General features: G+C 70.2%; 20 protein-coding genes and 1 pseudogene. 15 read left to right on the top strand and 6 right to left on the bottom strand.

Annotated elements, in window-relative coordinates; translation table 11 throughout:
* Nucleotides 1-27: 27 nt before the first annotated feature.
* Nucleotides 28-1,236: a PucR family transcriptional regulator gene (locus tag ABH926_RS04415; protein ID WP_370364022.1), complete on the top strand. Its 1,209-nt coding sequence runs from the start codon at nt 28-30 to the stop codon at nt 1,234-1,236.
* A 10-nt stretch (nt 1,237-1,246) separates the two neighbouring features.
* Nucleotides 1,247-1,810 carry an O-methyltransferase gene (locus ABH926_RS04410; RefSeq protein ID WP_370364020.1) on the top strand — a complete coding sequence of 188 codons (564 nt, stop codon included), beginning with the start codon at nt 1,247-1,249 and terminating at the stop codon, nt 1,808-1,810.
* 171 nt (nt 1,811-1,981) lie between these two features.
* Here the strand turns inward: ABH926_RS04410 and ABH926_RS04405 are convergent, their stop codons facing one another.
* Nucleotides 1,982-2,827 carry an alpha/beta fold hydrolase gene (locus tag ABH926_RS04405; protein WP_370364019.1) on the bottom strand — a complete coding sequence of 282 codons (846 nt, stop codon included), beginning with the start codon at nt 2,825-2,827 and terminating at the stop codon, nt 1,982-1,984.
* A gap of 197 nt (nt 2,828-3,024) precedes the next feature.
* On the opposite strand from ABH926_RS04405, the pseudogene ligD reads away from it, so the two are divergent.
* From ligD to ABH926_RS04390, 3 genes and pseudogenes are all read left to right on the top strand, one after another.
* Nucleotides 3,025-4,046 (top strand): annotated as a pseudogene (gene ligD / locus ABH926_RS04400) (non-homologous end-joining DNA ligase).
* A gap of 10 nt (nt 4,047-4,056) precedes the next feature.
* A complete protein-coding gene (locus ABH926_RS04395; protein WP_370364557.1) occupies nt 4,057-5,115 on the top strand; it encodes an ATP-dependent DNA ligase in 1,059 nt (352 codons plus the stop codon).
* Nucleotides 5,116-5,246: 131 nt separating this feature from the next.
* A complete protein-coding gene (locus ABH926_RS04390; protein WP_370364017.1) occupies nt 5,247-6,410 on the top strand; it encodes a serine protease in 1,164 nt (387 codons plus the stop codon).
* 77 nt (nt 6,411-6,487) lie between these two features.
* On the opposite strand, the gene ABH926_RS04385 is transcribed toward ABH926_RS04390, so the two are convergent.
* Entirely contained in the window at nt 6,488-7,288 is an 801-nt protein-coding gene (locus ABH926_RS04385; RefSeq protein WP_370364016.1) for an alpha/beta fold hydrolase, read from the bottom strand.
* Between the two features lie 147 nt (nt 7,289-7,435).
* On the opposite strand from ABH926_RS04385, the gene ABH926_RS04380 reads away from it, so the two are divergent.
* From ABH926_RS04380 to ABH926_RS04370, 3 genes are all read left to right on the top strand, one after another.
* The gene (locus ABH926_RS04380) at nt 7,436-8,407 is read left to right on the top strand and encodes a LysR family transcriptional regulator (protein WP_370364015.1); all 972 of its coding nucleotides are present in this window, start codon (nt 7,436-7,438) and stop codon (nt 8,405-8,407) included.
* Between the two features lie 116 nt (nt 8,408-8,523).
* Complete coding sequence (locus tag ABH926_RS04375; RefSeq protein ID WP_370364014.1) at nt 8,524-8,718, top strand: 4-oxalocrotonate tautomerase family protein; 195 nt, start codon at nt 8,524-8,526, stop codon at nt 8,716-8,718.
* Nucleotides 8,719-8,740: 22 nt separating this feature from the next.
* The gene (locus ABH926_RS04370; RefSeq protein ID WP_370364013.1) at nt 8,741-9,604 is read left to right on the top strand and encodes a M55 family metallopeptidase; all 864 of its coding nucleotides are present in this window, start codon (nt 8,741-8,743) and stop codon (nt 9,602-9,604) included.
* Between the two features lie 13 nt (nt 9,605-9,617).
* Here ABH926_RS04370 and dacB read toward each other — a convergent pair whose 3' ends face one another.
* The gene (dacB, locus tag ABH926_RS04365) at nt 9,618-11,222 is read right to left on the bottom strand and encodes a D-alanyl-D-alanine carboxypeptidase/D-alanyl-D-alanine-endopeptidase (RefSeq protein WP_370364012.1); all 1,605 of its coding nucleotides are present in this window, start codon (nt 11,220-11,222) and stop codon (nt 9,618-9,620) included.
* A 136-nt stretch (nt 11,223-11,358) separates the two neighbouring features.
* On the opposite strand from dacB, the gene ABH926_RS04360 reads away from it, so the two are divergent.
* Nucleotides 11,359-12,255: a helix-turn-helix transcriptional regulator gene (locus ABH926_RS04360; protein WP_370364010.1), complete on the top strand. Its 897-nt coding sequence runs from the start codon at nt 11,359-11,361 to the stop codon at nt 12,253-12,255.
* A 128-nt stretch (nt 12,256-12,383) separates the two neighbouring features.
* On the opposite strand, the gene ABH926_RS04355 is transcribed toward ABH926_RS04360, so the two are convergent.
* Both ABH926_RS04355 and ABH926_RS04350 read right to left on the bottom strand, forming a co-directional pair.
* Nucleotides 12,384-14,030 (bottom strand): glycoside hydrolase family 13 protein, encoded by a 1,647-nt coding sequence (locus ABH926_RS04355; protein WP_370364008.1) that lies wholly within the window; start codon nt 14,028-14,030, stop codon nt 12,384-12,386.
* A gap of 64 nt (nt 14,031-14,094) precedes the next feature.
* Nucleotides 14,095-15,903, bottom strand: coding sequence for a glycoside hydrolase family 13 protein (locus ABH926_RS04350; RefSeq protein ID WP_370364006.1), 1,809 nt, complete (start codon nt 15,901-15,903; stop codon nt 14,095-14,097).
* Between the two features lie 112 nt (nt 15,904-16,015).
* Here ABH926_RS04350 and ABH926_RS04345 point away from each other — a divergent pair, with 112 nt between their 5' ends.
* The 6 genes from ABH926_RS04345 to ABH926_RS04320 all read left to right on the top strand — a co-directional run bounded on the left by ABH926_RS04345 (nt 16,016) and on the right by ABH926_RS04320 (nt 24,266).
* Nucleotides 16,016-17,032, top strand: coding sequence for a LacI family DNA-binding transcriptional regulator (locus tag ABH926_RS04345; protein WP_370364005.1), 1,017 nt, complete (start codon nt 16,016-16,018; stop codon nt 17,030-17,032).
* A gap of 228 nt (nt 17,033-17,260) precedes the next feature.
* A complete protein-coding gene (locus ABH926_RS04340; protein WP_370364004.1) occupies nt 17,261-18,586 on the top strand; it encodes an extracellular solute-binding protein in 1,326 nt (441 codons plus the stop codon).
* 110 nt (nt 18,587-18,696) lie between these two features.
* Nucleotides 18,697-20,253, top strand: a complete 1,557-nt coding sequence (locus tag ABH926_RS04335) for an ABC transporter permease subunit (RefSeq protein ID WP_370364003.1) — start codon at nt 18,697-18,699, stop codon at nt 20,251-20,253.
* On the top strand, nt 20,250-21,092 hold the full coding sequence (locus ABH926_RS04330) for a sugar ABC transporter permease (protein ID WP_370364002.1): 843 nt from the start codon (nt 20,250-20,252) through the stop codon (nt 21,090-21,092). The genes ABH926_RS04335 and ABH926_RS04330 overlap by 4 nt, the downstream gene beginning before the upstream one ends.
* A 28-nt stretch (nt 21,093-21,120) precedes the next feature.
* Nucleotides 21,121-23,358 carry an alpha-amylase family glycosyl hydrolase gene (locus tag ABH926_RS04325; protein ID WP_370364000.1) on the top strand — a complete coding sequence of 746 codons (2,238 nt, stop codon included), beginning with the start codon at nt 21,121-21,123 and terminating at the stop codon, nt 23,356-23,358.
* Nucleotides 23,359-23,456: 98 nt separating this feature from the next.
* Entirely contained in the window at nt 23,457-24,266 is an 810-nt protein-coding gene (locus ABH926_RS04320; RefSeq protein ID WP_370363998.1) for a DUF1963 domain-containing protein, read from the top strand.
* Between the two features lie 13 nt (nt 24,267-24,279).
* Here the strand turns inward: ABH926_RS04320 and ABH926_RS04315 are convergent, their stop codons facing one another.
* Nucleotides 24,280-26,079, bottom strand: a complete 1,800-nt coding sequence (locus ABH926_RS04315; protein WP_370363996.1) for an alpha/beta hydrolase-fold protein — start codon at nt 26,077-26,079, stop codon at nt 24,280-24,282.
* Nucleotides 26,080-26,103: the final 24 nt, after the last annotated feature.

Here is a 26,103-nt window from a genome sequence, read left to right as displayed (position 1 = left end):
GCGTGTCCGGCTCGCTACATTGAGTGTGTGCCGCAGATCGCTTCCCGGACCCCGGTAGACGCCGAGATAGCCAAACTCGCGGGCCTGATGCTGGCCCGCACCGACGAGCTGACGGACCTGGTGCTGAACCGGGTCGCCGAGGAGTTCCCGCTCTACATCGGCATGATCGCGCCGGACGCGCTCCACGTGACGATCAAGGACCACATCCACTTCGCGTTCGAGCCCATCACCCGCTACATGCCCCCCGACGCCCGCCCGGCGGCAACCTCGGGCCGGGACCGGGCGATGGAGGGCATCCCGCTGACCGTCATCATGGACGGCTACCGCATCGCCTTCGGCGTGCTGTGGAAGGAACTGGCCGGCACCGCGGACTCCGTCGGCCTGTCCACGCAGGCGGCCCTGCGCGCGGCCTCGGAGGTGATGGACACCCTGGACGCCTTCACCCGCGAGAGCTCCGCGGCCTACAAGGAGGAACTGCGCTACCAGGCGCGCCGCGAGGAGCAGCAGCGCGCGGCCCTGGTCCAGGCCCTGCTGGAGGGCCGCCTGGACGACACCAACGTCTGGGAGGCCGCCGAACTGCTGCGCCTGCCCACCGTCGGCCCCTACGTGGTCATCGCCGCCCGCGTCCCCAACGCCGGCGAATACGGCCTGCCGCACATCGAGCGCGAACTCGGCGGCATGGGCATCGACTCGGCCTGGCGCCTGATGCACGACGTCGAAGTCGGCGTGGCGCACCTTGCGCGCCCCGGCGACCAGTTCGACAAGATGGTCGCCGCCCTGGCCGCCGAGGGTACCGGCCGCGTCGGCGTCAGCCCGCCGTACGAGCACCTGCTGTCCACCTGCCAGGCCATGCGCCTGGCCCGCATCGCCATGCGCGGCGCGCAGGAACGGCGCACGGTAGTGGTCTTCGGCCGCGACCTCCTCTCGGCGGCGGCGGCCAGCGCGCCGGACATCATGCCGCGCGTCGCGGACGCGGTCCTCGGCGGGCTCGACGGCCTGGCCGAGGAGGACCGGACGCTGCTGCTGCACACCTTCGGCGCCTGGCTGGACGCCGACGGATCGGCGGCCGAGGCGGCCAAGCTGCTGTTCGTGCATCCGAACACGGTGCGGTATCGGCTGCGGCGGCTGGAGGAGCGGACGGGCCGGTCGCTGTCGAATCCCCGGGCGGTGGCGGAGTTGAGCCTGGCCTATGAGATCGACTCCGCACTGGTTGCAGAGGCGGGATCAGGGGGCTAAAACACCCTCTATGCAACGTCCTTACCCGACGGCCGTCACCGCCGCCGAGCACTTCGCGGCCGAAGCGGGCTTCACCCGATCCTGCATCCCCGAAGTCGGCCGCCTGCTGAGCGCGGCCGCCGCCGCCAAGCCGGCCGGCGTGATCGCCGAGAGCGGCACCGGCGCCGGGGTAGGCACCGCCTGGCTGCACAGTGGCCTGGGCCCGGCCGCCCGGCTGGTCACCGCCGAGCGCGAGCCGAAGCTCGCCGCCCGCGCCGCCGCGCTCTACGCCGACGACGCCCGCGTCGAGGTGCTGGCCGGGGACTGGCGGCTGCTGGAGGCGCACGCACCGTTCGACGTCTTCTTCTGCGACGGCGGCGGCAAGCGCGACGATCCCGAGCGCGTCGTGGACCTGCTCGCGCCCGGCGGCGTGCTCATCATGGATGACTTCACGCCCGCCGAGGCCTGGCCGCCGTTGTTCGACGGCCGGGTCGACGAGCTGCGCGTCTTCTACCTCGGCCATCCGCGGCTGGTCGCCGCCGAGGTGCTGACCACCCCGACGACCGCAGCGATCATCGCTACGCGGCTTGGGTGAGGGGTTTCGGGGTCGGCGCCCCCACCTGCCCGCACCACCAGCCGCCAACGCGCGTCGACCACCGCCTGACGCGCCGCGCCACCAGCGGATCCCGTAAACCATTTCCAACGGGGGGAGGGGGAGAAGGGCTGCGGGCGGCCGGAGAGGGCACTGCCGGACCGCCCGCTCCCGTCACCCCTCCAGGAACGCCAGCAGTTCGCGATTGAACTCAGCGGCGCGGGTGACGATCAGGCCGTGCGGTGCGCCCTGCATCCGCAGCAGGCGGCTGCCGGCGACCGCCTCGGCGACGCGGGCGCCGGTGGCGTCCACCGGCAGGACGGCGTCGGCCTCGCCGTGCACGACCAGCGTCGGCACGGTGATGGCCCGCAGGTCGTCGCGGAAGTCCGTGGTCGCCGCCAGGCCCAGGGTCTGCAGCGCGCCGCGGTGGCTGGCCGCGGCGGCGAGCATGACCACGCGGGTGTGCAGCGGCTGCGGCATCACCGGACGGCCCGCCGAGGTCCGGCTGACCTCGAAGAACTTGGTGGCGAAGCGGTGCAGGAAGCTGACGCGGTCGTCGGTCAGGCAGCGCTGGTACTCGCGCAGCTTCGCGTCCTCCAGGAAGCCCTCGGGGTGCGCGTCGGTGCGGCGCAGGTACGGGCTCGCCGGCGACACCAGCACCAGCCGGGACACGCGCTGGTTGCCGAAGCGGCTCAGGTAGCGCGCGGCCGTGTTGGCGCCGGAGGAGAAGCCGACCAGCGCGGTCTCGCGCAGGTCCAGGTGTTCCAGCAGCATGTGCAGGTCGGCGGCCAGGGTGTCCGGGTCGTAGCCGCCGCGCGGTTTGGCCGAGCCGCCGAAGCCGCGGCCGTCGTAGGCGACCACGCGGTGCCCGGCCGCCAGCAGGTCGGGGATCTGGAACTCCCACTGGCCGACGGACAGCGGCCAGCCGTGGAGCAGCACGACCGGCCGGCCGGAGCCCCGGTCCTCGTAGTGGATGTCGACGGGAAGGTGGTTCTCCTTGTCGACCGTCACCCGCGCCATGATTCCGCACCCTTTTCCGGTTCCGTGGGCCGGGACCTTCCCGTCCACACTTGAAAATGGTCGCGGAAAGTGGCCCTCAGGTCACTGTTCTGATGGACATGGCTGGCGGCCCGCGGTTGTGGCCGGGGATAACCGCCGTGCGTGCTCCGGCACGCTCCGGGGTGCGCTTGTGGGCACCGGGCCGTAGCCTGCCGACTATGGGTTCTGCCGAAGCGCACGTCGAAGCCGGTGGTCGCAGCGTCCGGATCTCCTCGCCGGACAAACTTCTCTTCCCCGACGCCGGAGTCACCAAACTCGGCCTGGCCACCTACTACGCGAGCGTGGCCGACGGACTGTTCCGGGGCCTGGCCGACCGCCCCGTGGCCCTGAACCGCTTTCCGGACGGCCTGGGCGGCAAGTCCTTCTTCACCAAGGCCGCGCCCAAGGGCCTGCCGGACTGGGCCTCGACCGCGCGCGTCACCTTCCCCAGCGGCCGCACCGGCGACGAGGTCTGCATCACCGAGCCGGCCACCGCGCTGTGGACCGTCCAGATGGGCACGCTGGAACTGCACGGCTGGCCGGTCCGCGCCGCCGACACCGACCACCCCGACGAGCTGCGCATCGACCTGGACCCGCAGCCCGGCACCGACTTCGCCGAAGCCGTCCAGGTCGCCGGCCCGAGCTGTTCGCCGAACTCGGCATCCGGCCCTTCGTGAAGACCTCGGGCGGCCGCGGCCTGCACCTGCTGGTCCGCATCGAGCCGCGCTGGACGTTCGTCCAGGCCCGGCGCGCGGTGATCGCCCTGGCCCGCGAACTGGAACGGCGCCACCCGGACCTGGTGACGACGTCCTGGTGGAAGGAGGAGCGCGGCGAGCGCATCTTCATCGACTTCAACCAGATGGCCCGCGACCGCATGACCGTGGCCCCCTACTCCACCCGGGCCCGCCCCGAGGCGCCGGTGTCGATGCCGGTCCGCTGGGACGACCTCGGCGACGTGGCGCCCGGGGACTTCACCGTGCAGACCGTCCCGGACCTGTTCGCCAAGAACGGCGACGCGAACGCCGAGATCGACGACGTCGCACACAGCCTGGACGCGCTGCTGGAGATGGCCGACCGCGACGAGAAGGACCGGGGCCTGGGCGACCTGCCCTACCCGCCGGACTTCCCCAAGATGCCCGGCGAGCCCAAGCGGGTCCAGCCCTCCAAGGCCCGCAGCGCTGGGAAGGAAGCAGGGAACTGAGATGTCCGCCATGAACCTGCCGGTGGCGCCCCCGGTCGAGCCGATGCTGGCCAAGTCCGCGGCCAAGGTCCCCACCGGCGACTACCTCTACGAACCCAAATGGGACGGCTTCCGCTGCGTCGTCTTCCGCGACGGCGACCAGGTCGTGCTCGGCAGCCGCGGCGGCAAGGAGCTCGGCCGCTACTTCCCGGAGCTGGTCGAGTCGCTGAAGGCCGCGCTGCCGCAGCGCTGCGTCGTGGACGGCGAGATCGTGGTGGTCGTCGAAAGCCGCCTGGACTTCGACCGCCTCAGCGACCGCATCCACCCCGCGGCCTCCCGCATCCAGCTGCTCGCCGAACGCACCCCGGCCTCCTTCATCGCCTTCGACCTGCTGGCCCTGGCCGACCGCGACCTGACCGCCGAGCCGTTCACCGAGCGCCGCGCGGCCCTGGTCGCCGCCGTGGCCGAGCACGAGCACGTGCACGTCACCCGGGCCACCGACGACCCGGACCTGGCCACCACCTGGTTCGCCCGCTTCGAGGGCGCCGGCCTGGACGGCGTGGTCGCCAAGCCGTCGCAGGGCCCGTACACCCCCGGCGAGCGCAGCATGGTGAAGGTCAAGCACGAGCGCACCGCGGACGTGGTCGTCGCCGGCTACCGCCTGCACAAGAGCGGCCCGGTCGTCGGCTCCCTGATGCTCGGCCTGTACGGCCGGGACGGCGTCCTGAACTACGTCGGCGGCTCCAGCGCCTTCACCATGGCCCGCCGCGCCGAGTTGATCGACGAACTCGCGCCGTACCTGCTGCCCGAGGGTGAGGCGCATCCCTGGGTGGACGCCGCCGACGAGGGCGACGAGGAGCACCGCCGCCCCGGAACGCTGAACCGCTGGAACGCCGGCAAGGACGTGTCGTTCATCGCGCTGCGCCCCGAGCTGGTCTGCGAAGTGCGCTACGACCAGCTGCAGGGGGACCGGTTCCGGCACAACGGACGCTTCGTGCGCTGGCGGCCGGACCGGGAGGCGAAGTCGTGCTCGTACGAGCAGCTGGAGGTGCCGGCGGCCTACGACCTCGCGGACGTGTTCGGGGGCTGAGCGGTCAGCGAGCACGGACATCACGATATCCGCGGGGCCCGCACTGATGTGCACTCGCTGTGCTCGGATTGTGAACCGCGGATGTGACTCTGGCGTCTCAGCCACCGATCCGTCGATATGGGGGAAGAACCTTGAGACGCCATCTCCGCACCGCTGCCGCACGCCTGGGCGCCGTGGCCGTCGCCGCCGCCACCATCGGCCTCACCGCGCCGGCCGCGCACGCCGACACCACCCCGCTGGAACTGCGGCCGCTGGTCGCCGCCGGGCCGAACTTCAACCAGGACCTGCGCACCGAGGTGAACTACTTCTGGACCCTGGCCCAGATGGCCTCCGTCGGCCTGAACGACGACGGCCAGGACGCCACCGGACCGGCGAGCGGCTGGGACGACCTCAGCGCGCCGTGGTCGACCGAGGGCCAGGGACTCATATCCCGCACTGCCGGGAAGCTGTTCTTCGTCCAGAAGGACGTCGACAGCGGCGCGCTCGTCCCCGACTCGTGCTCGGCGGACGTCGTGACCAGCGGCAACCAGAGCACCGTGGTGACCGCCGCGCACTGCGTGGCCGTTCATACGCCGTTCGACCTCGGCGCGCCCTACGGCATAGGCAACACCGTGGTCACCAACATGGTCTTCATCCCGGGCTACAACGGCGCGGCCCTGCCGCGCGGCACCACCAGCACCGCACTGCCCGGCAAGGACATCGCGCCGTTCGGGGTGGTGTGGAGCGCCACGCGGGCGTGGATCACGAACACCTGGAGCAACAGCGCCGACTTCGCCCTGGGCCACGACATGGCCGCGATACTGGTCGCCAACTCCGACGACCCGCGGCCCATCGCGCAGGTCACCGGTGCCCAGCAGATCGCCTTCAACCAGCCGCAGAACCAGTACGAGTACATGTTCGGCTACCCGCAGACCAACGAGCGCAACTGGTACTGGTCGAACAACAACAACGGCACGAAGGCCAGCAACGGCGAGCCGCAGAACCTGTGGCGCAGCTTCGACGGCCGCACCTTGAACGTCACCCGCGGCCAGTCCCAGCCCGACGCCGTCTACGCCAACGACGTGCTGAACACCGCCCAGGCCCCGGGGTGCAGCGGCGGGCCGTGGCTGCAGAACTTCGACCCCTCGACCGGCACCGGTGTGCAGACCGGTGTGAACTCCCGGTACCAGAACCCGTCCCAGGGACCGAGTCCTTTGGGCTGGCTGAACTGGTTGCAGGGCCCGCAGATGGAGGCCACGCACTTCGGCGACGAGGAGCAGGCGGTCTGGCAGGCCGCGCAGAGCGCTTCGCTGTAGCAGGACGCTTGCGCTTCGTTGTAGCAACGAGGGCAGGTCGCGGGAAACCGTGGCCTGCCCTTATCGCCAGCTGTGCCTCACGCCGACAAGAACGCGTCAGCCGTCGCAGCCAACGCCGGCGCCATGAAGATGTTGTAGTGCGTGGTCCCCGGCAGCACCGCCAGCTGATGCGCCCCCGGCCGCCCCGCCCCGTCCCACCCCGCGTCGCGCACCCCGCCGCCGAGCAGCGCCCAGAAGTCGCAGACGTGCTGCATCGAGTACATGTCGGCGTCGGCGAAGACCAGCTGCGTGGGCACCTGGATGCCGCGGATCTCCTCGGAGTAGTCGAACGGCGTCTGCAACCAGTCGCTCATCTTGCCGACCAGCGTGGGGAAGTCCTGCGGCCGAGGGGCTGTGCGCTCGTACAGCTCCCACATCGGCGTCTCCTTCATGAACGCCGCCGCCTCCGGCGACATCTGCCGCTGCTGCGCGCGCACATCCTCGTAGAAGCCGTCCAGGCGGAACGGGAACGACACCACGACCAGCTTGCGGACCGCGTCCGGGTGCTGGATCCCGCACCGCAGCGCCACGCCGCCCCCGAACGAGTAGCCCATCACGTCCGCGCGCCCCAGCCCCAGATGCTTGATCAGCGCGGCCACGTCGTCGCCGAGCGTCTCCACCCGGATCGGGCGGTCGACGTCGGCGGTGCGCGCGTGGCCCTGCAGGTCCGCCGTGATCACCCGCCGGCCGGCGGCCAGCACCGGCAGGAGCGGCGCCCAGTTCTCCGTGCCCTGGAAGCCGCCGTGCAGCAGCACCAGCGCCGGGTTGTCCGCGGTGACCTCGGCGTCCCCGTGCTCCTCGTAGTACATCGACAGGCCGTTGACGTCGGCGTAGCTCATTTCCGGGCCCTTTCCTCGGCGGATCGCTTCGCAGGTTGGACGACGCGGACCCGGCGGACTCATCGCTGGCGGCCCGGAGGCTTTCAGATGGGGAGAGTTTCCCAGCCGTCCGCCACACCCGGTGCGCTCGACGCTACCTTGATCGCCATGGAACTGCGCCAGCTCGAGTACTTCGTGGCGGTCGCCGAGGAGCTGCACTTCGGCCGGGCCGCCGAACGGCTGCACATCGGGCAGCCGGCGGTCAGCCAGCAGCTGCGGCGGCTGGAGCGGGAACTGGCCGCCGAGCTGTTCGACCGCTCGCCGCGCCACGTGCGGCTCACCCCGGCCGGCGAGGCGCTGCTGCCGCAGGCGCGCGACGTCCTGGCCGCCGTGGCCCGGGCGCGGACCGCGGTGGCGCAGGCCGCCGGCGCCCGCCCGGCGCCGCTGCGCATCGGCACCAGCTCCGGGCTGGGGGAGCGGCTGGAGATGGTGCTGGACGAGCTGGTGCGCCTGGCCCCGGACCTGCCGGTCGAGCTGGTGATGGCCGGGCCCACGCCGGAGCGGCTGGACCGGGTCGCCGACGGCTCCCTGGACGCCGCCTTCGTCCGCGGCACGGTGCCCGACGAGGGCCGGGGCCTGCGGGTGGTGCCGCTGTGGCGGGACGAGGTGGTCGCCGCGGTGCCGGCCCGCCACCCGGTCGCGCAGGAGCCGTACGCCACCTTCGCCGCGCTGGCGCCGCTGGGCCTGCGGCTGACCGCCCGGCGCAACAACCCGGCGCTGGTGGACCTGGTCGTCGGCGCGTTCCACGCCGCCGGCTGCGAGCCCGCCTCGGCGAACCCGTACACCCGGCTCGCCGACACCCTGGCCGCGATCGGCGCCGACGGCACCAGCTACACCGTCATGTACGCCGCCCGCGCCGAGCAGATCCGCAACCGCCGCGTGGCCTTCCTGCCCTTCCAGCCGCCGGGGCTGCGGCTGATGACCCACCTGGTGGTCAGCCGCTCCCGGCCGACTCCGCATTTCAGCCTCCTGATGCAGGGCTGCGAGCTGGCGATGGCCGACGACACCGGCGATCAGGAATCGGCCGGCGATCAGGAACCGTCCGGCGATCAGAAACCGTCCGGCGATCAGGAATCGTGATCGCAACCAGTGCCGGTCGCGTCTGGTTCGCGCCGCCGGTCTGCGATGGACTTGATCTCGCAAGGGGGAACGGACCGGAACGGCCGGAACCGTCCCGCATCGCGAAGGAGAGCACCATGCCGAGCATCACCATCCAGCAGATGCCCAAGACCGCCGAGCAGAAGCGCGAGCTGGCCGCCCGCATCACCGACGCGATGGTCGACGTCTACAAGGCCCCGGTCGAGACCATCCACGTGTGGTTCCAGGAGGTCACCACCGAGGACTACGCCGCGGCCGGCGAGCTGCTGGCGGACAAGCTCGCCAAGAAGTAGCCCGACTGCTACAACGGTCCCTATGCGGATCTTCATCAGCGCGGACATGGAGGGGATCACCGGGCTCGTGGACGCCGACGACGTCCAGCCCGGCGGCCGCGACTACGAACGCGGACGGCTGGCGATGACCGGGGACGTCAACGCCGCCGTCCGCGGCGCTGTGCGGGCCGGGGCCACCGAGATCGTGGTGAACGACGCCCACGGTCCCATGCGCAACCTGATGACCGACAGCCTGCACCCCGCCGCGCGCCTGATCCGCGGCAAGCCCAAGACGATGGGCATGATCGAGGGCCTGACCGGCGACTACGACGCGATGGTCTGTGTCGGCTACCACGCCCGCGCCGGCGCCCACGGCGTGCTGAGCCACAGCTTCATGGGGCACGAGATCGAGGACATGTGGCTCGACGGCCGCGCCGCCGGGGAGATCGGCCTGGTGCAGGCCTCGGCTGCGGCGCTCGGTGTTCCGCTGGCTGTGCTCACTGGTGACGACGCGGCTTGTGCCGAGGCCACCGCGTGGGACGGCGCCGTGGCCACCGTGCCGGTGAAATACGTCCGCAGCCGATTCGCCGCTGAACTGCGCCCGGAGAACGAAGCGCGGGCGGCGATCGAGGAGACAGTCGCCAGGACGCTGGGTGAGCTGAGCCGTGGCGAGGCTGGTACTGCCGACTCAGCGGATGAGTCCGGCGATTCCAGCGCTGCGACCTCGACCCTGGCCGTGCGCTGGCAGTCCTCGGCGGTGGCCGAGACCCTGCTCGGCATCCCCGGCGTCACCGCCGTGGATCCGCGGACCGTGCAGGCCGCCGGCACACCGCCGGACCTGTTCCGTCAGTTCGGAGTATGGATGCGGGTCGCCTCCGCGCTGACGAATCAGGCCCCTTACTGTTGAGCGTTCCGGCGGCTCAGTCGTCCTCGTCGTGCCAGTGCCGCCGCGACGCCTGCTGTTGCAACAGCGCCGAGATCTCGTTGGAGTCGTTGAAGACGTCGACGACACCCTGGATGTCCGACGCGGCGGCGCCGTTGACCATGACCACGAAGATGAGCGTGCGGCCGTCGTCGGTGATCAGATACCCGGCCTGGCTCTGATCGGCGATCGACAGGCCGTTGTTGAGCAGGTCCTGGCCGACGACCGTGCCGGGCTTGGCGAACACCTTCCCCTTGGCCGGGCACGCGGTGCAGGTGCTTGCGTTCGAGCCGTCGACGCCCAGGATGGGCAGGGAGTTCCGGAACGCGACCGCGTCGGGGGTCCGCAGCCAGTAGGCGAGGATCCCGGCCAGGCCGTTCGGGGTGGCCCGCTCGGTCGCGTCGCCGCCGCGGCCGTCGTCCAGTTGGAACTGGGCCGGATCGACGTGCGCGACGTCCCGTAGGAAGGCCTGCTCGACCGGGAAGGCGTCGAAGCAGTTGGTGCTGCCCTGCGACACCGCCATGTTGCACAGCGCCAGGTTCGCGCCGAGGTTGTGGCTGACCTTGAGGATCAGCTTGGCGTACTGGCTGTAGGGCGGCGAGACGTACGCGGCCACCTTCGGGTCGCCGGTGTACGCCGCGGGCAGCAGGTTCTGCGGGTTCGCGCCGGTCGGCGCCGCCGTGACGGTGACGCCGGCCCGGCCCAGGGCCTCGATCAGCGCGGTGCGGCCGAAGGCGTTCGGGTCCTGGATGCCGGAGGTGCGCAGGACCGGCTGGGCGTCGGCGGCGATGGTGCCCGACACGGTGATGTGCGTGCCGTCCGGCGAGGCCGAGACGCTGATGTTCGTCGTGCCGCCGGCGGCCACCGTCTGCACGGTCGAGGTCACGGTGTACGGCGCGACCTGCGGACGCCACATCAGCTGCGCGGGCTGCCCGGCCGCCGACGGCGTGGTGAGCAGGTCGATGAGGTTGTCGTTGATGATCAGCGGGGTGGGCTGCGGGTCCAGCGGCGGCGGTGTGAAGATCCGCGGGTCGATGACCACGTCGCCGTCGACGTGGGTGATGCCCGCCGCGCGCACCTGCTGGGCGATCATGTCGAGCCCGGCCAGCGGGTCCTCGGGAGTGAGGGTCGCCCCGGGCAGATCGTTGGCGTCGGTGTGGTCGATGTCGGTGTAGTCCACGGACCCGTCGGGCTTGGTGCGCCCGCCCATCGTCAGGTCGCCCTGCGCGACCAGCGCCAGGTTCCCGGTCAGCGTCGAACCGCTGAGCGTGCCGACCGAGTAGACCGGGGTGGTGAAGCGGTGGTCCGGGCCCAGGGTGTGCCAGGCGGAGGAGATGGTGACGAGCTTGGTGTCCGAACCGGGGATGAAGCCCTGGTTGGGGAATTGGGAGTGGATCGTCTCCCGCCTCGTCGGGTCCACCTCCAGCACACCCCACTGCGCGTGCCGGTAAGCGGGCTTGGCCATGATGGCCTTGATCGCGGGCCCGAGGTCGTCGCCGCCGGCCATGGCCGCGGGTCCGGCGGCGACCGACGCGGCCAGCGCCAGGAAAGTCATACCGGCGGTCGCCCTCGCGCGCCGGCCGGTGGGAAGCATCCGTCTCATGAGGCGCATCGTAAGTGGCTGATATGGGGCGGTCCGCGACCCGCGCGGCGCGCCGGGAGAGCATCATCCGGTCGGCCGATAGACAGGTACTGCCAGGACCTGTCACCCCGCCCCCGACGGTTCTAGCCTGGAGATCATGGACGGCCGAGACGAGTTCCGAGACTTCCTCACCTCCCGCCGCGCGCGCATCACCCCGGACCAGGCCTGCCTGCCCGCCTACGGCGGCACCCACCGCCGGGTCCCAGGCCTGCGGCGCGAGGAGGTGGCCCTGCTGGCCGGAGTGAGCGTGGAGTACTACACCCGGCTGGAGCGCGGCAACGCCCGCGGCGTCTCGGAGAGCGTGCTCGACAGCCTGGCCCGAGCGCTGCAACTGGACGACGCCGAGCGCGCCCACCTGTTCGACCTGGCCCGCGCGGCCAACGCCGGCGGCGCCACCGGCCCCGGCTCCCGCCCTCGCCGACCGGCCAAACAGCAGGTCAGGCCGATCGTGCAGCGCATCCTGGACGGGATGGAGGGCACCCCGGCGCACGTACGCAACGGACGCTTCGAATCACTGGCGGCCAACCGGATGGGCCGCGCACTCCTGGCCCCGGCCTACGAGGGACGTCAGGGACCGGTGAGCATGGCGAGGTTCGTGTTCCTGGACCCGCAGGCCGAGGAGTTCTACGGCGACTGGGAACGCACCGCCAACGACATGGTCGCGGCCCTGCGCTCGGAAGCCGGACGCAACCCCTATGACAAGGCGCTGACGGATCTGATCGGGGAGCTGTCGACGCGCAGCGAGTTCTTCCGCACCCGCTGGGCCGCGCACAACGTGCGGTTCCACAACACCGGGGTGAAGCGGTTCCACCACCCGGTGGTGGGCGAGCTGGAGCTGGCGTACGAGGCGCTGGAGCTGACCGACGGCACCGGCCTGGTGATGAGCGTCTACAGCGCCGAGCCGGGGACGCCGTCGCAGGAGAAGATGGCGCTGCTGGCCAGCTGGGCCGCGACGGTCGAGCGCGAGGAGGCGGATTCGCGGCCGGCGGGTTGAGGGTGCGGGGCAGCGACCAGCCACCAGCAACCAGCCACCAGCATTCGGCCACCGTCGCCAGCTGCCGACCGCCGCCACCTGTCAGCCCTCCGGCCGCCCCGATCCCTCGCACCCGCGCGGCGACCGCCCTACTCCGCCACCAACCAAGCCGTCGTATCCACCGCCAACACAGCCCCCTCCACCACATCCGAAGCAATCAGCACCCGATACCCCGCCGGCAGCGCCACCGGCGCCTGCGACAAGTTCGCGTAGCACACCACCTCGCCGCGCCGGAACGCCAGCACCCCGGCCGGCGCCGCGATCCACTCCAGCGGCGCGCCGTCGCCCAGTCCGCGGGCCCGCCACTCGCGGCGGGTGCGCAGCAGCTCGCGGTAGTGCGACAGCGTCGAGCGCGGGTTCTGCTCCTCGGCGGCGGCCGTGTGATCCTTCCACTCCGACGGCTGCGGGAGCCAGGGGTCGGCCGTCGTACCCTCCGGCGAGAAGCCGAACGGGGGCGTCGCGCCCGACCACGGCAGCGGGACGCGGCAGCCGTCGCGGACCGGGCCGTCGTGGTCGGTGTAGCGGCGGTTCGGGTCCTGCCACACCGACGGCGGCAGGTCCTCCACCTCCGGCAGCCCCAGCTCCTCGCCCTGGTACACGTACGTCCCGCCGGGCAGCGCGTTGATCAGCTGCGCCGCCGCCCGCGCACGGCGCCCGCCGAGTGCGTGGTCCACCGGGGTGCCGTACAGGCGGCGCGCGTCGGCCAGTGATGTCCGGGCCCGGCCGTAGCGTGTGGCGTGGCGGATCACGTCGTGGTTCGACAGCACCCACGTCGCCGGGGCCCCCACCGCAGCCAGCACGCCCAGCGTCGCGTCGATCTCCGACCGCAGCGCCGCGGCCTCCCAGGGGCAGCTCAGCAGCCCGAAGTTGAACGCCGTGTGCAGCCGCGCCGGCGTCAGGTACCGCGCCACCCGCGAGGCGTCCGCCACCCACGCCTCGGCCACGAACACCCGTTCGCCCTCGTACGAATCCGCGATCCGCCGCCAGTCCTCGTAGACCGCCAGCGTCTCGTCCCGGTCGAAATACGGGTGGTCGGCCAGGGTGACGTCCAGCATCCCGCCGGCCTCGCGCGAGGCCAGGTCGGGGAAGTCAGGGTCCTTCATCAGGCCGTGCGCGACGTCGATGCGGAATCCGTCCACGCCCAGGTCCAGCCAGAACCGCAGGATGTCCTCGAACTCACGCCGCACCTCCGGGTTCGTCCAGTTCAGGTCCGGCTGCTCCGGTGCGAACAGGTGCAGATACCAGTCCCCGGGCTTGCCGTCGGCGTCCACGGTCCGGGTCCACGCCGGCCCGCCGAAGATCGACGGCCAGTCCGTCGGCGGCTCCGCGCCGTCCACGCCCCGCCCCGGCCGGAAGTGGTACCGCGCCCGGGCGTCAGACCCCTGCGAAGCGGCCAGCGCCTCCTGGAACCAGGCATGCTGATCCGACGTGTGGTTCGGAACGATGTCGAGGATCACCCGCAGCCCGTGCTCGTGCGCGTCGGCGATCAGCCCCTTGGCGTCCTCCAGCGTCCCGAACAGCGGATCCAGCCGCCGGTAGTCGCTGACGTCGTACCCGGCGTCCACCTGCGGCGAGGCGTACCAGGGGTTCAGCCACAAGGCGTCCACGCCCAGCGCCGCCAGATACGGCAGCCGCGACCGAAGCCCCGCGACGTCGCCGACCCCGTCGCCGTTCCCGTCGGCGAAACTGCGGATGTAGACCTGATAGATGACGGCGTCACGCCACCAGCTGCTCATATGTTTCACTCCGAGACTAGGAACACTAGGAAGACTAGGCAGGCTAGGCAGACGACAGGCAGGCTCAAGCGCGCTCGACACGCCAGACATGGAACGCCGGCCCGTCGGACGGCAGCTGAGCACCGGGGCTCAGATCGGGGCCGCCGAGCAGATGCGAGGCGGCGAACGGCACGGTCAGCGGCGCGTGCGCGGCCCGGCTCACCTGCACCACCAGCGTCTCCCCGGGCAGCGCCCGCTCGAAGAGCACCATGTCGTCGGAGGCGTGCAGCCAGCGCAGCCCGCCGGAGCGCAGCGCCGCGTGCGAGCGCCGCAGCGCGATCAGCGAGCGGTACACCTCATACGTACCCTGATCCCAGCTGCTCTCATCCCACGGGAACGCCCGCCGCCCGTCCTCGTTGTGCAGCGCCCCGGCCACACCGACCTCGTCCCCGGCGAACACCATCGGCAGCCCCGGCAGCGTCATCAGCAGCGCCACCCCGAGCGCCTGCCGCCGCGCCCCGCCGACCAGCGACCGGAACCGCGGCATGTCGTGCGAGTCCAGCAGCGTCAGGTTGTGGGTGACCGCGCGCCAAGGGATCAGCGCGGCGAACTCCCGCATCACCGCGGCCATCTGCGCACCGCCCAGCGACGGCGGCCGCCCCGGCACGCCCCACAGCTCCGGCACGTCGGCGTCGCCGAGCCAGCCCAGCACCGGCCGCGTGAACCCGGCGTACGCCATCGTCCCGTGCCAGCCGTCGCCGCGCAGCGTCGCCGACGCGTCGAACTGATGCTCGGCCAGCAGAAGGGAATCCGGCGCCGTTCGGAGCAACGTCTCCCGAACCGCCCGCGCCATCCGGGCGTTCAGGTCGATCGCCCCGTACCGCCCCGCCGACTGCGCCACGTCCACCCGCCAGCCGTCCAGGCCGAAATCCGCGAGGTACCGCGCGATCACCGAATCCGGACCCTCATACAGCCGCCGCCGCATCTCCTCCGACCGGTGGTCGAGCTTCGGCATCGAGGGCACGCCGTAGAACGACGCGTACTGGCTGCGATCGGCGCCGAAGTAGTAGAACCCGGCTTCGGCGCTCGCCGGATCGGCCTGCGCGCGCCGGAACCACGGATGCCGGTCGCCGGTGTGGTTCAAAGTGATGTCGCCGATGACTTTGATCCCGCGCAGGTGCGCCTGCGCCGTGAGCTCCTTGAGCGCTTCATCGCCGCCGAGCAGCGGGTCGACGAAGTCGAACGACGAGGCGTCGTACCGGTGGTTCGACCGCGCGGGGAAGAACGGCGTCAGGTACAGCGCGTCGATCCCGAGCCCGCGCAGGTAGTCGAGCTTCTCCGCGACCCCCCACAGCGTGCCGCCGTAGACCTGCCGCACTCCGTTCGGCGTGCCGTAGGCGACCGGTTCGTCCCATTCGGCGGGAACGGCCCAGTCCGGCAGCTCTCCCACCGGATGCGCGTCCGAGCGTGCGAACCGGTCGGGGAAGATCTCGTAGACCACCGCACCCTCGGCCCATGCCGGAGGCGGGTCGTACGTCGGGAGCCGGAAGTCGGCGGTGTCGGTGACGTCGACGTCGCTGAGCCCCGTGCCGTTGAGCCACAGCCGCCGCCCCGGCTTCCCGGCCTCGATCAAGAACCGGTACCCGAGCTCGGTGTTCACCACCGGCACGCTCGCGCGCCACCAGATCTCGTCGCCGTCCTCCCGGTCCACCTGCGCCTCGGTGTAGGCCGGCTCGCCGTCGGGGGTGGTGCGAACGTGGACCCCGCGCGGCGCCAGGGCTTTCGACGTTCGTACGAACACATCGGCCTTCTCCCCGACGCGGGGCGCGGGATCGCCGACGTACAAAGGTGAGCCGTCGTGGTGGGCCGAGGGACCGAGAGCGGGGGAATTCACGAGGCAGACGCTAGGCAAACGTGTCGTGATCCGTAAGGGGTTGCCGTTGTTTGCCGCAGTGTTTCACTCTTTTGCTTCCATGTTTCGCAACGCAACACCTATAGTGCGGCGCATGTCTTCTCGACTCGACGACATAGCCCGCCAGGCCGGGGTCAGCAAAGCCACGGTCTCCCGCGTGCTCAACGAGCGTCCCGGTGTCAGTCCCCAGCTGCGCAAAGCGGTGTTGACCGCGCTGGACGTCCTGGGCTACGAACGCCCCTCCCGCCTGCGCCCGCGCAGCGCCGGCCTGGTCGGTCTGCTGCTCCCGGAGCTGGAGAGCCCGATCTATCCGCTGTGTGCGCAGGTCATCGAGACCAACCTGTCCCGGCAGGGCTTCACGCCGGTGCTGTGCTCCCAGACGCCGGAGGGCGCGGGGGAGGACGAGTACGTCGGCATGCTGCTGGACCGCGGCGTCTCCGGCGTCATCTTCGTCTCCGGCATGCACGCCGACTCCGGCCAGGACCACTCCCGCTACCGGGACCTGGTGGCGCAGCGGCTGCCGCTGGTGTTCGTCAACGGCTTCATCCCGAACCTGGAGGCGCCGTTCATCTCCTGCGACGACCGCGCCGCCGGCGAGCTGGCGGTGTCGCACCTGGCAGAGCTCGGGCACCGCCGGATCGGGCTGCTGCTGTCCTCCGACCGGCACATCCCGGCCCGAAGGCAGCTGTCCGGCTACCGCACCGCGATGGAGACCGGTTTCGGCTCCGGCGGCTACGACCCGGACCTGGTGGACATCTCCTTCCCCGGCGTCGAGGGCGGATACGCGGGCGCCTCCCGGCTGTTGCAGCGCAACGTCACGGCCATCGTCTGCGGCTCGGACATGATGGCGCTCGGTGCGATCCGGGCCCTGAGGCAACATCACAAGCGGGTCCCGGAGGACGTTTCCGTGATCGGTTACGACGATTCGGTCCTCATGGGATACACCGATCCGCCGCTGACCACCGTGCGCCAGCCGGTGCTGTCGATGGGCGTCGCCGCAGCCCGGACGCTGATCGACCAGATCCGCGGGGTCACCATCCGCAAGACCGAATCGCTGTTCTTCCCGGAGTTGGTCGTGCGGGCCTCCACCGGACCTCTTGCAGAAACGTAGAAACAGCGGTGCACGGTTCTGAAACGGCGACGCAAGAAGCCGCAACGGATTGTCCGGCCCGAGTTTCCGGTTAGGGTCTGCGGTGTTAACAGCGAGTCACGGCCGGATCCCGCTGCCATCAACGCTCTGACCTGTAGTGCAGAGGTCGGGCGTCGGGCGTCCCCATTGCCCGTCTTCCCTTTTCCGCAACCACTGACCAAAGGGGTCATGGTGAGATTCCGTCCCTCCTTGACGACCGCGGCTGTCGCGGTCGTAGCGGCAGCTCTTTCCCTGACCGGCTGCTCGAGCTCGGCCTCGAAGTCCGCCGCGGGCTCGACGAGTTCGAGCTCCACGCCGTCCGCGTCGTCCTCCAGTTCCTCCGCGGCGGCCGCGCCGTCCTCGTCCTCCAGCGCGCCGCCGGTCCGCGACCCCAACACGGACCTGGTGATCTGGACGGACGCCCAGCGCGCCCCGGTGCTCCAGCAGTTCGCACAGAGCTTCGCCGCCGCCAACGGCATATCGGTGAGCGTCCAGCCGGTGGCCACCGACCTGCAGTCGGCGTACGTCACCGCGACCGCCGCCGGCAAGGGCCCGGACATCGTGGTCGGCGCCACCGACTGGATCGGCAACCTGGTGCAGAACGGCGCGATCGCGCCGCTGCCGCTGACCGCCGCGCAGAAGGGGTCCTTCCAGACCACGGCGCTGAGCGCCGTCACCTACAACGGCCAGGTCTACGGTGTGCCCTACGCGACCGAGAACCTCGCGCTGATCACCAACACCGGCCAGGCCCCGGCGAACCCGGCGACGTTCGAGGACATGGTGGCGAACGGCCAGGCCGCGGTGAAGGCCGGCAAGGACTCCGAGGCGCTGGCGATGCAGATAGGCCAGCAGGGCGACCCCTACACGGCGCAGCCGCTGCTGGGCTCGGCCGGCGGTTTCATCTTCGGCACCAAGGCCGACGGCAGCTACGACCCGGCGCAGGTCGGCGTCGACAACGCCGGCTCCAAGGCGTTCGCGGCGCAGCTGGCCAAGTACGGCGAGAAGGGCCAGAACGTCTTCAAGCGCTCCATCGACGCCAACAACGCGGTGTCGCTGTTCACCTCCGGCAAGGCCCCGTACCTGATCTCCGGCCCCTGGGCGCTGGAGCAGATCCGCAAGGCCGGCCTGAAGTACGCGATCAGCCCGGTCCCCGGCTTCGCCGGCATGGGCCCCTCGCAGCCGTTCGTCGGCGTGCAGGCGTTCTACGTCTCGGCCAAGGCCAAGAACACCGCGATCGCGCAGGAGTTCACGCTGAACTACCTGACGAAGAAGGACGTCGAGGAAGCCCTCTACAAGGTCGACCCGCGGGCCCCGGCCCTGACCGAGGCCTACGACGACGTGTCCAAGACCGACCCGGACATCGCCGCCTTCCAGGCCGCGGCCGCGCACGGTGTGGTGCTTCCGCAGATCCCCGCGATGTCTGCGGTGTGGGGCCCGCTCGGGATCGCCGAGGCCGCGATCGTCGGCGGCGCCGACCCGAACACGTCGATGACGAACGCCGCGACGCAGATCAAGGCCGCCATCGCCAAGGGCTAGCAGACCTGTAGTCCCTTTCCACCCCCAAAACCTTCGTGCGGTGCGGTGTCCCGACCTTGCCCCCGGGCCGCCGCACCGCGCGGAGCCGACAGAAAGTAGGGGAACGGCCCATGACCGTAGCGCCCTATGAGCGCCTCGCGCGCTTGTCGTGGCCGCGGGTCGTCTTCGTCGGGCTGGTCGCGGCCTTCGCGGTCCTCACGATCCCGACGCTGGTCGACAAGCACTCGTGGACCGGGGTGACGATCAGCGTCGCGGTCACCGCGATCCTGGCCTACGTCTACCTGACCCCGAAGCGGATAGCTGCCCGGTTCCTGGTGCCGGGCACCATCTTGCTGCTGGCGTTCCAGGTCTACCCGGTCGCCTACACGATCACGACCGCGTTCACCGACTACGGCGACGGACACCGGCTGAGCCAGTCCCAGGCCGTGGCGCAGATCGAGGCCGACTCCGTGCTGGAGCAGCCCGGCGCGCAGCGCTACGAGCTGTCGGTGGCGACCAAGACCACTGATACGCCCGGCGCTTTCGTCTTCTTCCTCACCGACCCGAACGGCAAGGTCGAGCGCGGCGACGCCTCCGGTCTCACCCCGGTGCCGGACTCGCAGGTCACCAAGGACCAGTTCACCGGCAAGGTGACCGCCGCGGTCGGCTGGCACATCCTGACCGGCATCCAGGTCAACGGCCTGGGCCAGCGGCTGTCTGCCTTCGCGGTGCCGACCTCCGGAGGCTTCATCAAGTCCGTGGGCCTGTCGGAGGCGTATATAGGCCAGTTCACGATGAAGTACGACGCCGCCGCGCACACCATGACGGACACCCGGACCAACACCGTCTATAAGGCCTCCGGCGGGGAGTTCAAGGCCGCCGACGGCTCCGGCAAGACGCTGCCGATCGGCTGGAAGGTCGGCGTCGGGTTCAAGAACTTCACCTCGGTGCTGACCAACGCGACGATCCGCGGCCCGTTCCTGCGGGTGCTGATCTGGACGATCGCCTTCGCGATCCTGTCGGTGCTCACGACGTTCGCCCTGGGCCTGCTGCTGGCCGTGGTCATGGACCATCCCCGGATGCGGGGCCGCAAGCTCTACAGTTCCCTGCTCCTGCTGCCCTATGCGATGCCGGCGTTCATCACGACGCTGGTCTGGTCGAGCATGTACAACAAGGACTTCGGCCTGCTGAACAAGCTGTTCGGCACGCACATCGACTGGCTCGGCAGTCCCTGGGCCGCGCGCGGCTCCGTCCTGCTGACCAACCTCTGGCTCGGCTTCCCCTACATGTTCCTGGTCTGCGCGGGCCTGTTGCAGGCGGTTCCGCAGGAGCTCAAGGAGGTCGCGCGGGTCGACGGCGCCTCGGCGTTCCGGGTGTTCCGCTCGGTCACCATGCCCACCGTGCTCATCGGCGCGATGCCGCTGCTGATCGCCTCCTTCGGCTACAACTTCAACAACTTCAACCTGATCCGGCTGCTGACCGACGGCGGTCCGTACCCCTCCGGCAGCTCCACGGCCGGCGACACGGACATCCTGATCAGCTACACCTACCGGCTGGCGTTCGGCGGGCAGGGCGCGCAGTACGGCCTGGCCTCGGCGATCTCGTTCCTGATCTTCGTACTGGTCGGCCTGATCCTCTACGGCGGCTTCCGGCAGACCCGCCAGTTGGAGGAGGTGTACGCGCGATGAGAGAGCGTCTGTGGTGGCGCCACCTGATAGGCCTGGCGGCCCTGGTGTTCGCGCTCGTCCCGATCCTGTTCCTGATCTCCGCGGCGCTGAACCCGGTCGGCACGCTGTCCACGACCTCGCTGCTCCCCAGCGGCGCGAGTTTCTCCAACTTCAGCAAGCTGTTCCACGACCCGAACTCGCCGTACGTCCGGTGGTACGTCAACACCCTGGTGATCTGCGGGGTCTCGGCGGTCCTCAACGTCCTGATCGGCGTCAGCGGCGCCTACGCCTTCTCCCGGCTGCGCTTCCGCGGGCGGCGGGCCGGGCTCACCGGGATCATGCTCGTCCAGATGTTCCCCAACTTCATCTCGCTGACCGCGCTGTACCTGACGTTCATCAGCATCGGCGGTGTGCTGCCGGCCTTCGGCCTGAACACCTCGCTCGGCCTGATCCTGGTCTACCTCGGCGGCGCGATGGGGGTGAACACCTGGCTGCTCAAGGGCTATCTGGACACCATCCCGAAGGAGCTGGACGAGTCCGCGCGCATCGACGGCGCCACCGAGACGCAGGTGTTCTTCAAGGTGGTCCTGCCCCTGGCGCGGCCGATGCTGGTGGTCGTCGGGCTGTTCTCGTTCGTGTCGTTCCTCAACGAGATCCTGCTGGCCGGGGTGTTCCTCACCGACACCAACCACAAGACGCTGGCCGTCGGCCTGTACGGCCTGGTCTCCGGCAACCACAACACCGACTACGGCGAGTTCGCCGCCGGGTCGCTGCTCGCCGGCATCCCGGTGGTCCTGATCTACCTCTACCTCCAGAAGTTTCTCGTCAAGGGCTTGACGGCGGGCGCCGTCAAGGGCTGATCCGCACGATTCGTATAGGAGAGGCACCATGCACAGACGCCGCAGACTCTTATTCGCCGGCACGGCGGTGAGCCTGGCCGCGGCCACCGCGGTGACCGTCGCCGCGACCCCCAGCCAGGCCACCCCGATCCGGTCCGCGGCTGCCACCGCCACCACCGCCACCGCCGCGCTGAGCTCGACGCCGGTCAGCACCGGTGACATGACCTCCGACGTGATCTACCAGCTGCTGACCGACCGCTTTTACAACGGCGACACCAGCAACGACAACCCCTCGTCCTCGCCGAACCTGAACGACTCCAGCCACAGCAACTGGCAGGAGTACTGGGGCGGCGACTTCGCCGGCGTCACCGCCAAGATGCAGTACCTGTCGGACCTCGGCGTCGGCGCCATCTGGATCTCGCCGCCGGTGCAGAACGTGAACGTCCCGGTGCCGGACTCCACCACCGGAGCCACGACCGCGGGCTACCACGGGTACTGGGGCATGGACTTCTACACCCCCGAGCCGCACTTCGGGCAGTGGGCGGACTTCGACGCCATGGTGGCCGCGGCGCACGCCAAGGGCATCAAGGTGATCATGGACTGGGCCGTCAACGACACCAACCCCGAGGACACCAGCAACCCGAACTACGGCGCCGGCGGCGCGCTGAAGCAGAACGGGACCACGCTGTCGACGTACGACAACGACCCGAACGGCTACTTCCATCACAACGGCGGCGTCGCGGACTACAACAACCTGTACGACGTCGAGTACCAGAACCTGTTCAACCTGGCCGACCTCGCGCAGGAGAACCCGGCCGTCACGGACTACGTGCAGGGCGCCGTCGACACCTGGCTCGGCCACGGCGTGGACGGCATCCGCATGGACGCCGTCAAGCACATGCCCGGCGGCTGGCTGAAGGGCTACGTCGACCACATCGAGAACTCGCACAGCGTGTTCATGTACGGCGAGTGGGCCGACCCGAGCACCGCGGCGCTGTGGCCGAACGAGGTGAAGTTCGCCAACACCGACGGGCAGTCGCTGGAGAACTTCGACCTGAACACCGCGGTGCGCGACGTCTTCGCCAACAACGCGAACATGTCCGAGCTGGACTCCGAGCTCAGCCGCCAGCAGAGTTCGATCAACTGGTCGAACGACTTGGTGGACTTCGTCGACAGTCAGGACGAGAACCGTTTCCTGTCCATCAACAACAACACCACGCTGCTGGACCAGGCGACCGTGGTGAACATGACGGTGCCGGGCATCCCGTCGGTGTACTACGGCGACGAGAACTACCTGCACAACGACACCACGAACTCCTTCGGCCAGGTCGGCGGCGACCCCTACAACCGGCCGATGGTGAGCTCGTTCGCGGAGAACAGCCGCGACTTCGGCATCACCCAGAAGCTGGCAGCCCTGCGCAAGAGTAACCCCGCTCTGCGCTACGGCACCTCGACCCAGCGCTGGATCAACAACGACGTGTATGTGTACGAACGCAAGTTCTACAACGACACGGTCCTGGTCGCGGTGAACAAGAGCGCGTCCTCCGGCTACGCCCTGACCGGCCTGAACACCGCCCTGCCGGCAGGCAGCTACAGCGACGCGCTCGGCGGAGCCCTCGGCGGCGGCACGCTGACCGTCGGCGCCGGCACCGGCGGCAACAACCCGACCGGGGCGTACACGCTGAACCCGGGCCAGGCCGCGGTGTGGTCGTACACCGCCCCGGCGGGCTCCACCCCGCAGGTCGGCAACATCGGCCCGACCATCGGCCACAGCGGCGACGTGGTCGCCGTCACCGGCACCGACTTCGGGACCACCGCCGGCACCGCCACGGTCGGCGGCGTCGCGGCGACGGTGGAGTACTGGTCGAACACCGAGGTGGACCTGGCGGTCCCCGCGGGCGCGGCCACCGGGCTCGACCAGGTGGTGCTCACGTCTTCTGGAGGCGTTGCCGGCAACGGGATCTCGTACCACGTGGAGTCCGGGACGCAGGTCCCGGTGACGTTCACGGTGACCGGGACCTCGACGTCGCCGGGCGACGAGATCTACCTGGCCGGCAGCGACGACGAACTGGGCAACTGGAGCACCGACACCTCGGTCGCGATCGGGCCGCTGCTCGATCCGAACTACCCGACGTGGTTCTCCATGGCCAGCGTCCCGGCCGGGGCGAACATCCAGTTCAAGTTCTTCATCAAGCACACGGACGGGACGGTCACCTGGGAGGGCGGATCGAACCACACGTACACCGTTCCGAGCTCCGGGACCGGGAACGTGACGGTCGCTTGGTGAGGCACATCTGATCCTTGCCGAACAGGCGGCGACCGGGTTGAGGGGCCCGGTCGCCGCCGCCTCGTGCTCAAGGCCATCCGCTGGTGGGAAGATCCAGCATGGACTTCGACGACGCGGTCAGCATGCGGCGGATCTTGGCCGAGCGGCTCGGCGAGGACGCGGGCCGGAAGTTCGCCACGTTGGCCAGGCCCGGCTTCCGGCTGGACCGCTCCACGGACACGGCACCGGCGACCGGCCGGTCCCGGCTCGGCGGGCCGGCGTTGCTCGACCCGGGTACTCCATGGCCGCATGTCGGTGGGGTCCCGCTTTCGCTGCACGCCGTCCTGGACATCGACGCGCTTGATATCGAGGGGCTTGATGTCGAGGGGCTTGGTATCGATGCGCGTCCCGGCCTGCTCAACTTCTTCTACCTCGATCCGGACGTGCCCTACGAGCAGTACCAGCGGATCGACACCACCGGCACGCAGACATGCCGCGTCATCCCCGCCGACCCGATTCAGGCCATTGAGGTGGTGGCCCCGGAACCGGCCAGGAGTTACCCGGCGACCCCGCTCACCTCATCGGCCCGGATCGCGCTTCCGGACTGCTGGGACGTCGAGGACGGCGACGTCGAATACGACCGTGACGAACACTGGGGCCCGGAATCGCTCATCCTCGCCGAGCTGAGCGACATCGACATGAACACCGCCGGGCAGCACTACGCCTTCGGCTGGCCCGACACCTCGTACACGGTCAAGGTGACCCATCGCGACGCCGACGGCCCCGCCGTCCACCTGCTCCAGCTGGCCCAGGACGCGGAACTCGGCTGGGGGTGGGGCGACGCCGGGACCGTCTACTTCACCATTCCGGTGAAGGCGTTCGCGTCCGGCGACTACAGCAAGGCGACGGCCGTCGTCCTGTGCTGCTGAGCGTGAGCGCTCCTCATCGCGACGGCCCGAGCTTCACATCCGTCTGGTCGATGACTCCGCCGTCCATCGACGCCGGCAGCATCGCGTGCACCGCGTCGAGGGCCGCCGCCTTCGTCGTCGCGCTCCCGTGCCACCCCGAGATGTCCGTCCCGGCCGGTGCCTTCGACGCGATGTAGTCCGCGTACACCCCGAACCACTGCGCGTCGGTGTACGGCGACCAGCCGTGCGGCTTCTCGCGGCCGTACGTGAACGTCGCGTCGGCCGGCGGCGAGGTCTGCGCGTCGAGGTTCTTCTGCAGCAGTTCCACCGCGTCGTTCAGGAAGTAGGTGTCCATGTCCCCGACGTACATGTGGATCTCGCCTTGCAGCTGCGGCCCCAGTGTCGGCCACTGCGCCGCCAGCTTCGCGTCCAGGTCCTTCGGCTTCCACTGCGCGGCCACGCTGTGGTCGATCGCGCCGGTGCGCTTGTCCCACACCAGCGCCGGGTAGCCGTCCTTGCCTTGCGGGCCGTAGACCGCCTCCCAGATCGCCCAGGCGCCGCCGCTGCGGTCGTGGTCGCCCAGGGCCAGCTCCCACAGGTTCTCCTGGGCCATGTCGTAGATGGTGTCGCCGGCCGTGTTGCGGTCGTCGGGGCGCTGGGTCGGGTAGTCGAACTGGCGCAGGGTGTTGTAGGCGTTGGCGTCGTCGTAGACGTCGACGATCTGGTGGCGGTGGAAGTCGACGGGGTCGGGGTAGCCGGCGAAGGTGCCGCCGAAGACGTCCGGGTTGAACACCAGCGAGGCCAGCGCTTCCCAGCCGCCTGTCGAGCCGCCGGAGGTGACGCGGGCCCAGGGGGCGGCGATCGTGCGGAACTGGGCGTCCAGCGCCGGGATCAGCTCCTTGGTGGTCGCGGTGCCGTAGGGGCCGACGTTGGGGGAGTCGACGATGTAGGAGGAGTCGTAGAAGGGGTTCTCCTCGCGGACCTCGATGCTGATGAACTTCGGTGAGCCCGGGTTCAGCCAGTACTGGGAGAAAGCGTTGCTGCCGTCCTCCTTGAAGCCGTGGGGTGCGTTCTCGGTGAAGTGCGCGAAGTGGTACTCCACCGGGTAGCGCACGTTCGCGTTCTTCGGATCGTCGTATCCCTGCGGCAGCAGCACGTTGGCGCCGATGTAGATCGGCGTGCCCCAGAACTTCGTCAGCGCCGGACTCAGGATCTTGATGTGCTCGACGTGCCGGCTGTCGGCCGGGTTGCCCTGCTGGCAGGTGCCGCCGGCCGGGACCGGGTCGGCCGGGGTGATGACGTGGTCCAGCGTCAGCTTCAGCGGCTTGTCCTCATCGCCGGTGATCGTGATCCACTGCGGTGTGCTGTACATGTTCCGCGGCGAGTCGAACATGTTCTGGCCGTCGCCGCAGGGCATGTGCATCTGGACGGTCGAGCCGTCGCCGCGGTGGAAGGTGTCGTAGACCGTGAAGAAGGCCTGGACGTAGTACCGGCCCGGCGGCAGCTGGTCGAGCGCGGCCATCGGGTAGCCGTACGTCGCGGCGCCGGAGTCCAGGGTCACCTGGTGCCCGGGTTTGAGCGCCTCGACGTCCCGGCCCCAGTACGGCGCGCCGTTGACGATGTCGATCTGATCCCGCGGATCGGAGTTCGCGTTGGTGGACACGATCACGAAAGCCCGGCCGTCGGCGGGCGTGGCCCGGGTGGCGGTGGGGAAGGAGACGTCGAACTTCAGCTCGTGCCGCGGCCGGGCCGCGGCGGCGGTGGCGCCGACCAGGGCCAGTACGAGGGCGAGCAGGACGGCGGGACGTTTCCGCCAGGACGACCGACGAGACATGCGGCACCTCCGGGGCACGCTGTC

The organism is Catenulispora sp. GP43 (genome assembly GCF_041260665.1).
Lineage (GTDB): Bacteria > Actinomycetota > Actinomycetes > Streptomycetales > Catenulisporaceae > Catenulispora.
Note: the sequence above shows the minus strand (reverse complement) of the source record. Positions and strands in the feature narration are given on the sequence as shown.